This window comes from Acetobacter fabarum (assembly GCF_011516925.1).
GTDB lineage: Bacteria > Pseudomonadota > Alphaproteobacteria > Acetobacterales > Acetobacteraceae > Acetobacter > Acetobacter fabarum.
Genome location: NZ_WOTG01000027.1, coordinates 1 through 8944, shown reverse-complemented (window position 1 = coordinate 8944; position 8944 = coordinate 1). Strand labels below are relative to the sequence as shown.

Here is an 8944-nt window from a genome sequence, read left to right as displayed (position 1 = left end):
TCCATCGGAATACGCCAGGGCCTTGTCCAGATCAGGACGGAACGCTTCAAAATCCACAGTCCGGGAAAACGCTTCGAGCTGATCGCCAAGCCCACTCAGCCGGGCAAGACGCTCTTCAACATCAAAGAAACCAGACTGCTTCATATCGCCATTCCCTCAATCAACGCAGAAGAAATAGAATCATACAGAAGACCTCAAAACCAGGGGGGGTTTTCGAACCCTCCAGCTGGGCCTGGATCACTTTGAGGGACGATCCTGGAGCGGACTTCACCGCCATGCCTTGATGTCGATTATGGCCTACGCTTTTTTGCAATCCCGCAGGCTTGCTCAGGCGGGACGAAAAAAAGAGCCCTCGGGCCACCACCACAACCCAGTCTGCCAGCAGTGCGTCAGGCCATCCTTGACCACATGTCTCGTCCATCCCCGACACAATGCCCTCATTGCGGATGGGCACTCAAAAGACATCCTAACTCTATTCTGCCAAAGTAGTGCTAGATTATGGCGAACATTTCTTGATACTGCGTGCTCCAAACCATGACACATAAGGAACAGTCTGCCCGTCAATAGTGGTTATTTTTTGCATCAACGCAATTTGGCCTCTCTGCTTTGGTGTATCGTTATATGCGACCACAATGTACCAGTTTCCTGCGGGGAGATTAGAAAAGACAAAATGACCAACAGATGGGCAAATACTGGAACCGGCCATAGGACAAGTAAAATGAGGGATAAAAGACAACACTGATGGATCAACCCAGCGAGGGTCATTTACGTTTTTGTAAGAATGAAGTCTGATACTATATATTTCCATTTTTTTTGACAGAGAATGCATATAATCACTCTCTGGAAGAAGATCTATTGTGAAATTTTGTTGAGGTATTTCTTTGAAAGAACTTTCTATTGGGTAAGAGTCATAGTTTCCATCAGGCACTTGGTAAGTATAATATTTTGTAAATTCGCCACCACTGACGCATCCTTTAATGGTAGCACGACCCGGCTTTTGGGCCCATGCGACTTCAACACTATTGAATGGCATTTTAGGAGGCGCTGGATGCACGCAGCCAGTCAGCAGCAACAGAGGAGATAAGGTAAAGAATAGTCTTATGACACATTTATTTTGCGTCATTTTTTGCTCTTTCTTCATCTGTTAAACTTTTATTGGTTATCATTTTTTGTATCCCTTGTGGCTCATGGTATGCATCTCTGACTGAGTTTTCAAAACTATTTGTTAGGGAAAGGATTTCCCCCGCCTCGTCTTCTTCAAAATTATTATTTAGCGCATGATTTGCTGACGCTGGATCACGAAGCAGAGTGCCTGAAGTTGACCCGGAATGAACTGTAATATTCGAGCTAATGGCGGATTGGCTTGTTGAGGTCTGCAGGTCTATGAGGGCGGATGCCACACCATTTACGTTTAAATTTCCATCAAAAGTCTTCCTTTTTGTAAGCGGCTGCCCTGCATCAGGCCCTGTATTGCCTCCGCTTCCCAGATTGCCATAGGAAATACTGGCCGATGCTCCGGCATATTCCGATTTGTTCTGCTCACCATAAGCCGTCAGGCTACCTGTAGTAACCGTATTGCCAGATGCAGCCGTGCTTTCCATCACACCAGCATTCAACGTCGTATTGTGTGCAACAGTCACATTAAGTCCATTCCCGCCGGCATACAGGCCTGACAGGCCACTTGCTTCCGTCGAAGCATAAGTGTCACACAAAAACCCCGATGCTGCATTCACCGAAAAGCCCATCTCCCCGCCCGTGCCATAAACCGGAACGGCGAAACTGACCCCCGCACTCTCCTGCGTGCTGAGATAGCTGGCCGTATTCTGGGCCGAAGTAATATTCAGATTTCCCGCCGTAACATCCACAGAACCACCAGATGTTTTCGCACCATCCAGTGTGGTGGTGCGGTGATGTCACGTTAAGTTTTTTCATTTAGAGTTGTTGGATGAACACGCCCAGACTGAGTTACAAACGGCATCGTTTTCCGCGTGAATTGATAGCGCATGCAGTGTGGCTGTATTTCCGTTTTCCTCTGAGCTTTCGTTTGATCGAGAAGATGCTTTTAGAACGTGGGATTGCTGTGTCGTATGAGACAATCTGTCGCTGGAGCCTTAAATTTGGTGCGGATTATGCCCGTCATTTACGGCGAAAACCTGCCAAACGCGGTGATATATGGCATCTGGACGAAGTCAGGATTGACATTGGTGGCCAGATCCATTGGCTGTGGCGTGCCGTTGACCAAGAGGGGTATGTCCTCGATGAAGTTCTGCAAACACGGCGTATGTCCAAGGCGGATGATCACAGATAAGCTGAAATCTTATGGCACTGTAAAGCGTAAACTCGGCCTGTCTGTCCGGCACCTTCCTCACAAAGGGCTGAATAATCGGGCCGAAAACAGCCATTTACCGCTGAGAAAACGCGAGAGGATCATGCAGAAATTCCGCTCCCCCGGGGGATGTCAGAGGTTCGTCTCCGTCTTCTCTGCCGTCCGTAATCTCTTCGTTCCACCCGCCGCTGACGCCAACGCCCTCACACGACACATTCATCGTCTCCAAGCTTTCGCTCAGTGGAGGGCCGCGACCATTCTCGCAGCCTGAAATCCACCCAAAACCAACCAAACTCAAACTAAAAAACTTAACGTGACATCACCACGTGACATCACCGCTCAAAACGCAGAGTAAAAATCAGGACCAGGAACCAGAAATCAGGCGCAAGGGTAATCAGTCAAGGGTTCTTCGAACCATCCAATTACAATTTTGTAAAAACCAAATAATTTATAGAATTTTTATCAAATTCATATACTATTGATAATTTTATATTATTTTTTATATACGTTTCAGATGGGTTTTGCCTTCCCAAAACAGGTAATATTATTTCATCTTTAATTAAAAATGGGACACCAAGCAAACGATGAATTTTTTTATCAGTCATGAAAAAATCAATACCAAACGGTAAATCTTCACTATAGCCATGATATCCATTGCCGTATCTTTCACTATATAAAAAAATAGTACCAATGCAAACCTCACCTCTCTCTTTGGATAAAGAAAAACCATCACTAAAAAATTCGTAATCAATTCTTCCGTCAATTTCTTGTATATTTTGATATTTTTTATTAATGATAACGTCTATAGTATTGGGATTTTTTCCCAACAAATCCAAAATTACTATCACTTATACCATCCCTTCTTAATATTTTCGTTGTGAACTTTTTGAAAAATCTCATCTATTTTTTTGGATCCCACGCCTCGTTGTAAAAAAGTCTCTCTATATTTTTCAAGATCTTTTTGAGCTGCATCACGCAAATTTTGCCGATCTTGCGTAATTTGCTGTGGGGTATTTCGTCCACCATATGTCCGTGAGAGTTGTTGATGCATACGTGTAGGTACTACAATTGTAACTGTGCTATCTCTCAACTGCTTCAACTGTAAAGTATTTAGGCTCAGGACCCATTGATTTGATTGCGGCAATCTGATTCAGCCTCTGTGAGGAGACTGAAGATGAGTGACCTGTATTGGCTGACCGAGGAACAGATGGATCGTCTGCGGCCCTTTTTCCCGAAGAGCCATGGCAAACCTCGCGTTGATGACCGTCGTGTGTTGAGTGGGATCATTTTCGTGAACAGAAATGGTCTGCGCTGGCGTGATGCCCCCCGGGAATACGGTCCACACAAGACGCTCTACAACCGCTGGAAGCGCTGGAGTGCTATGGGGATCTTCATCCGCATGATGGAGGGATTGGCTACTGGCAAGGCAGAGCCTCAGACAATCATGATTGATGCGACCTATCTCAAGGCCCATCGCACGGCTTCGAGCCTGCGGTTAAAAAAGGGGGCCCAGGCCGTTTGATCGGGCGGACCAAAGGCGGGATGAATACGAAGCTGCATGCTGTCACTGACCGGAACGGACGTCCGCTCGACTTCTTCATGACAGCAGGTCAGATCAGTGATTATACTGGTGCCGCTGCCCTTCTGGACAGTCTCCCATCAGCCGAATGGATGCTGGCAGACCGGGGCTACGACGCTGACTGGTTCAGAGAGGCCCTGGAGGAGAAAGGGATCAAACCCTGTATTCCTGGTCGAAAATCTCGCGCAAAACCGGTCAAATACGACAAACGGAAATACAAAAGACGCAACCGTATCGAGATCATGTTCGGCAGGCTCAAAGACTGGAGACGGGTCGCAACACGCTATGACAGATGCCCGACCGTCTTCTTCTCCGCAGTCTGCCTCGCCGCAACCGTCTTGTTCTGGCTATGAGTCCTGAGCCTAAAGAGCCGCGCTCAACGGTCCTGTCCGAGACGGACGAAGCGATGATCGTGGCCTTTCGCCGGCATACGTTGCTGCCGCTGGATGACTGCCTTTATGCCCTGCAGGCCAGCATTCCCCATCTGACACGCTCGGCCCTGCATCGCTGCCTTCAGCGTCACGGGATTTCACGACTGCCGGACATAGAGGGGGACAAAGCCAAACGCCAGCGCTTCAAACGCTACCCGATCGGGTTCGTTCATCTCGACATAGCGGAAGTCCAGACCGCTGAAGGCAAGCTGTATCTCTTCGTTGCCATTGACCGGACAAGCAAATTCGCTGTCACACAACTGGTCGAGAAAGCTGATCGGAAGACGGCCTGGGAATTCCTCGAACATCTCCTGAGCATCATCCCTTACCGGATCCACACCATCCTGACCGACAATGGGATCCAGTTCGCTGACCAACCCCGTAATCGCAATACGGCCTGGTCGCGTCCCATGCGCTTCGACATGATCTGCGAAGCTCACGGGATCGAACATCGTCTGACGAAACCCAATCATCCCTGGACCAATGGTCAGGTTGAACGGATGAACCGGACAATCAAAGAGGCAACCGTCAAACGCTTCCATTACGACAGTCATGAGCAGTTGAGGACACACCTCAACGACTTCATGGCAGCTTATAATTTCGGGCGAAGGCTCAAGACGCTGAGTGGCCTCACGCCTTACGAATACGTCTGCAAAATATGGACTTCAGAGCCAGAAAGATTCATCATCAATCCAACTCATCAAACCCCGGGACTAAACACCTAAAGACGTGCTCATGTCCGTCATCTAACACGCCAAACTTAACGTGACATCACCGGTAGACCTCAACCAAGCGGCATATATATTTTTGAAATTCCAAAATCAGGAGGCGGGAAGCGATAGATAATAATTCGTGATGAAGCAGCTGGAGATATTTACTCAGATGATGCTTGTCAAAATCGCGGACCACACTTCAATACTCCAGAACCATATAAGGGACATTATGATTACTAATGGCAATTGGACAAACGGCTCAAACGCGACAATTCAGAAAAATTTTTCTGCATCCAAGGGATGGTATGTAGCATCGCATGAGGCCGCTGAATGGTTAAGCATAGAATTAAAAAAAAGGAGAATTATAGAAAATATTTACTTTTTTATATTTGACTCTGTGGCACAAGATAATAATAGAATCACTAAATATCGGGGATTGTTAAATCGTCCTTTTGTGAAAAAGATAATAGATGGAAATTGCAAGGTAATATCACAAGGGGTTTACGAGTCTAGTCAGGGGCTATTTTTTTGGGGTTTATTATTGGTAAGCACCAATACTTTGCCTGAAATAATAGAATATGTGAGAACAGAACGAAAAAGTTTTTTATTTTTATCTGATAATGAAAGTAATTTGAGAAAAATCGGTAATTTTATGAGTCGGGGATCAGAAATAGAAGTCAATAAATTTGTAAATATAGATAGACAAAATTTTATATGTTTTCTATTAAAAATAAATATTAATCCAATCAGGGTTTGGGGTGTTCCTGGTGAGTGGGATATGTGGATAGAAATTTATGGCGAAATAAAATGATAAAAAAATTAATAGTTGAAATTTATCTTAGAATTGGGTGTTTTCCATAGAGATCTGCCACCTACTATTTATTTCTAATTGAGAGTTTCATAATATGTATTTATTAAATAAAAATATTACTTTATACAAAATTCTTCCTTTAATTGTCATTTCATTAATGTCACAAAACACATTAGCGCAAGAGACATCAGATGAAAAAGGTACAGCGACTATCACGGGAACGGCATTTATGCATGCCTTCTTTCAACAAAGTACTCCTAATGGTCATGGAGGGATTACCCATTTTTCAAATAGTAAAAACAACGAACTAAATTGTGCAGGAAACGATGTACAATTAATTCCTCAAAATCAGACATCTGATCACGTTGTAGATATGATGTTCCGTTATAGTACAATCAATGATACAAAAATTGTTCCTTCCAGCATATCAAGCACTACAAGGCATACAATATGCAGTGCGGATGGTCGCTTTAATTTCTTTAATATACCTATCGGCATCTGGTATGTTGTTACATTGATTGGGAATGACAAGGTTGTCATTAAAGAGATTGAAACTTACGCGAAAAAAACAACAGCTGTTACCCTTCAATACCGATGGAGTTATCCTCCCTCATGGCGACATCCGCCGTATCTATGGTGAAGAGGATTTGGCCTGTGTTTCCTGTATCTGCGCAATGTGCAGGGACATGTCTGGAATCATAAGCGGGTTTATCGGATCTATCGGGAACTGGAACTCAATCTGCGGATTAAACCCCGTAAGCGTCTGGTTCGCGAAAAGCCTGAAAAGCTGTCGGTCCCAGCCCTTCCCAACAGGAGTTGGTCCATGGATTTCATGGCGGACAGGCTTTTGGATGGGCGTGCTTTTCGGCTCCTGAATATCCTGGATGACTTCAATCGTGAAGGACTGGCGATTGAGGTTGATTTTTCCTTACAGACCTGTCGGGTTGTCCGCTGCCTGGAACAGGTTATGGAATGGCGCGGCAGGCCAAAGGCTATCCGAATGGACCATGCCCTGCATATGCCAGTCATACGTTGGTTTCATGGACCGAAAAGCAGGGCATTATCCTGATCGATACGCAACCGGGTAATCCGCAGCAGAACGCCTATAACGAACGCTACAACAGAAATGGCTCGAGCAGTCTCTGTTTGAAAGCATTCAGGATGTGCAGGAAGTCGCAACACAATGGCTCTGGACATATAACCATGACAGACCCAACATGGGGAACGGCGGGTTTACACCCGCCCAGAAACTAAAATCCGCTGCCTGAATTCTCATTCAGACCCCCCACTAAAAAGGGGGGGATTACCATATCCAGGGCCGTGCTGGATGATGCGTTGGTATTGGTTTTGGAAAAACCGAACTGTCTCTCCACGCTGACTGCCGAGATTTTGGTTACGTTCAACACCCCTGCGGGCTGCGGTGCCTGATCCCGCGCCGCGTGTAGGCGGCGCAGCAACGCCGGTAGTCATATCCCTTGTCGGCATGGAGTTTTGCGGGCCGATGTTTCGGGTAGCCGCGTTTACCCCGAATGGCGGGGACCGCAGCGAGAAGGGGGGCGAGCATCCCGCTGTCATGGACGTTGGCGCCAGAGAGCCGGACGGTCAGCGAAATACCCTGTCGGACAATGACGACATGGCGCTTTGAGCACCGTTTTTCACCGAATGTCTGTCAGAAGAACGAACAGTGTCCCCTTGAGCGCCTCACGGTCGGGTACGCGCGGGCCTTCACCAGAAATCTCGGACAGGAGTGGTTCGATCACCACCCACAGAATATTGGAAACAAGAGGGCTGGCCATATCCTCCCATCACCTATCCCCTGGTCAAAGTACAAAGGGTTTTGAAAGGCACTTTAAACTATTGCCCTATGCATTAAATTATGGAGAACACTTCTTGATACTGCGGGCTCCAAACCATGACACATAAGGAACAGTCTGCCCTTCAATAGTGGTTATTTTTTGCACGGTAACTGCCACAGCGTTATCTTCTTTTGTCGCATTATATCCAGCTACTATATACCAATTGCCTGCAGGCAGATTATTGAAAATAAAATGTCCTCTCGATGGACAAATATCGGGCCCATCTGCAGGGCAAGAAATATGAGGAATAAAAGGAATAACCGAAGGTTCAACCCATCGGGAATCATTCAATGTATGATAGCTATTTAATAAATAATATTGCTGCATTTTTTGTGCGAGGCTCCACATATAGTCACTTTCCGGGAGGAGGTCTATTGTGAAATTTCTTGATGGATTTTCACGATATGAACTCTCTATTGGGTAAGAGTCATAGTTTCCATCAGGTACTTGGTAAGTATAATATTTTGTAAATTCGCCACCACTGACGCATCCTTTAATGGTGGCATGACCCGGTTTTTGGGCCCATGCGACTTCAGCACTATCGAATGGTATTTTGGGTGGCGCCGGACGCACGCAGCCAGTCAGCAGCAACAGAGGAGATAAGGTAAAGAATAGTCTTTTGACACTATTATTGTGCGTCATTTTTTGCTCTTTCTTCATCTGTTAAACTCTTATTGGTTATCATTTTTTGTATCCCTTGTGGTTCATGGCATCCATCTCTGGATGCGTTTTCGAAACTATTCGTTAGGGAAAGGATTTTACCTGTTTCGTTTGCCTCTAAGTCATTGTTCAGTGCGTGATTTGTTGATTAGGTCACGCCGAGTGACAATACAGTGCAGATAGAAGCGAGTTTGCGTGATCGCAATGCCGTCTCTCCCGACTGTCATATCCGGACGCAACGGATCCACAGTCCTTATCGCCGCACATTGTTGGATCTGCCTTGGCAGGGCCGTCGTGTTACACTCCGGGTTTCCTCGTTCCATCTTTACTGCAACACTGCTGGTTGTCGTCGCTGGACGTTTCGAGCCAAACCATCCGGCTCCTTCCCTCATTGTATTCGCACCCGTTGTGACGCTGTTTTCACCCGGCCTGTCGCACGTTCTGGGATTTGCGACACATCCTGTGCCAGCGTGTCCTTCAGGGCGTAAAGACTGCGGTCGAGGTGGAGTGTTCCACGCACCCCGCGTTCGACCAGGGCCTGGAAATACGCATCGGGGTGACGGATCTG

General features: G+C 46.4%; 10 protein-coding genes and 8 pseudogenes. 9 read left to right on the top strand and 9 right to left on the bottom strand.

Features of this window, described 5'->3' with window-relative positions; all coding sequences use genetic code 11:
• Window positions 1-144: pseudogene (locus GOB83_RS14105) on the bottom strand (IS5/IS1182 family transposase); the annotation flags it as partial.
• Between the two features lie 79 nt (window positions 145-223).
• Between GOB83_RS14105 and GOB83_RS15380 the strand changes: the two are divergent.
• Window positions 224-349: pseudogene (locus GOB83_RS15380) on the top strand (IS701 family transposase); the annotation flags it as partial.
• Between the two features lie 147 nt (window positions 350-496).
• On the opposite strand, the gene GOB83_RS14100 reads toward GOB83_RS15380, so the two are convergent.
• Both GOB83_RS14100 and GOB83_RS14095 read right to left on the bottom strand, forming a co-directional pair.
• Window positions 497-1141 carry a hypothetical protein gene (locus GOB83_RS14100; RefSeq protein ID WP_165926549.1) on the bottom strand — a complete coding sequence of 215 codons (645 nt, stop codon included), beginning with the start codon at window positions 1139-1141 and terminating at the stop codon, window positions 497-499.
• Entirely contained in the window at window positions 1110-1865 is a 756-nt protein-coding gene (locus GOB83_RS14095) for a hypothetical protein (protein ID WP_165926548.1), read from the bottom strand. The genes GOB83_RS14100 and GOB83_RS14095 overlap by 32 nt, the downstream gene beginning before the upstream one ends.
• Window positions 1866-1945: 80 nt before the next feature.
• On the opposite strand from GOB83_RS14095, the pseudogene GOB83_RS14090 reads away from it, so the two are divergent.
• Window positions 1946-2597 (top strand): annotated as a pseudogene (locus GOB83_RS14090) (IS6 family transposase).
• Between the two features lie 151 nt (window positions 2598-2748).
• Here GOB83_RS14090 and GOB83_RS14085 read toward each other — a convergent pair.
• Window positions 2749-3174, bottom strand: a complete 426-nt coding sequence (locus GOB83_RS14085) for a hypothetical protein (RefSeq protein WP_165926547.1) — start codon at window positions 3172-3174, stop codon at window positions 2749-2751.
• Entirely contained in the window at window positions 3171-3416 is a 246-nt protein-coding gene (locus GOB83_RS14080) for a hypothetical protein (RefSeq protein ID WP_165926546.1), read from the bottom strand. Before GOB83_RS14080 ends, GOB83_RS14085 begins: the two co-directional genes overlap by 4 nt.
• Before the next feature lie 84 nt (window positions 3417-3500).
• Between GOB83_RS14080 and GOB83_RS14075 the strand changes: the two genes are divergently transcribed.
• From GOB83_RS14075 to GOB83_RS14050, 6 genes and pseudogenes are all read left to right on the top strand, one after another.
• Window positions 3501-4258, top strand: a protein-coding gene (locus GOB83_RS14075) for an IS5 family transposase (protein WP_165926545.1) whose coding sequence is annotated in 2 segments (ribosomal slippage) — window positions 3501-3822 and window positions 3822-4258 — 759 coding nt in all. Because the reading frame shifts where the segments join, the coding sequence is not laid out codon by codon here.
• A gap of 8 nt (window positions 4259-4266) precedes the next feature.
• Window positions 4267-5061: pseudogene (locus GOB83_RS14070) on the top strand (IS481 family transposase); the annotation flags it as partial.
• Window positions 5062-5178: 117 nt separating this feature from the next.
• Window positions 5179-5289, top strand: coding sequence for an HNH/endonuclease VII fold putative polymorphic toxin (locus GOB83_RS15330; RefSeq protein WP_165926551.1), 111 nt, complete (start codon window positions 5179-5181; stop codon window positions 5287-5289).
• A complete protein-coding gene (locus GOB83_RS14060) occupies window positions 5279-5860 on the top strand; it encodes a hypothetical protein (protein ID WP_165926544.1) in 582 nt (193 codons plus the stop codon). Before GOB83_RS15330 ends, GOB83_RS14060 begins: the two co-directional genes overlap by 11 nt.
• Before the next feature lie 94 nt (window positions 5861-5954).
• Entirely contained in the window at window positions 5955-6500 is a 546-nt protein-coding gene (locus GOB83_RS14055; RefSeq protein WP_165926543.1) for a hypothetical protein, read from the top strand.
• A 3-nt stretch (window positions 6501-6503) separates the two neighbouring features.
• Window positions 6504-7128 (top strand): annotated as a pseudogene (locus GOB83_RS14050) (DDE-type integrase/transposase/recombinase); the annotation flags it as partial.
• A gap of 131 nt (window positions 7129-7259) precedes the next feature.
• Here the strand turns inward: GOB83_RS14050 and GOB83_RS15325 are convergent.
• The 3 genes and pseudogenes from GOB83_RS15325 to GOB83_RS14035 all read right to left on the bottom strand — a co-directional run.
• Window positions 7260-7502 (bottom strand): annotated as a pseudogene (locus GOB83_RS15325) (IS5/IS1182 family transposase); the annotation flags it as partial.
• Window positions 7503-7515: 13 nt separating this feature from the next.
• Complete coding sequence (locus GOB83_RS14040) at window positions 7516-7656, bottom strand: transposase (RefSeq protein ID WP_165926542.1); 141 nt, start codon at window positions 7654-7656, stop codon at window positions 7516-7518.
• 78 nt (window positions 7657-7734) lie between these two features.
• Window positions 7735-8376: a hypothetical protein gene (locus GOB83_RS14035; RefSeq protein ID WP_165926541.1), complete on the bottom strand. Its 642-nt coding sequence runs from the start codon at window positions 8374-8376 to the stop codon at window positions 7735-7737.
• 173 nt (window positions 8377-8549) lie between these two features.
• Here GOB83_RS14035 and GOB83_RS15215 point away from each other — a divergent pair.
• Window positions 8550-8654 (top strand): annotated as a pseudogene (locus GOB83_RS15215) (hypothetical protein); the annotation flags it as partial.
• 110 nt (window positions 8655-8764) lie between these two features.
• Here GOB83_RS15215 and GOB83_RS14845 read toward each other — a convergent pair.
• Window positions 8765-8944 (bottom strand): annotated as a pseudogene (locus GOB83_RS14845) (replication initiation protein RepC); the annotation flags it as partial.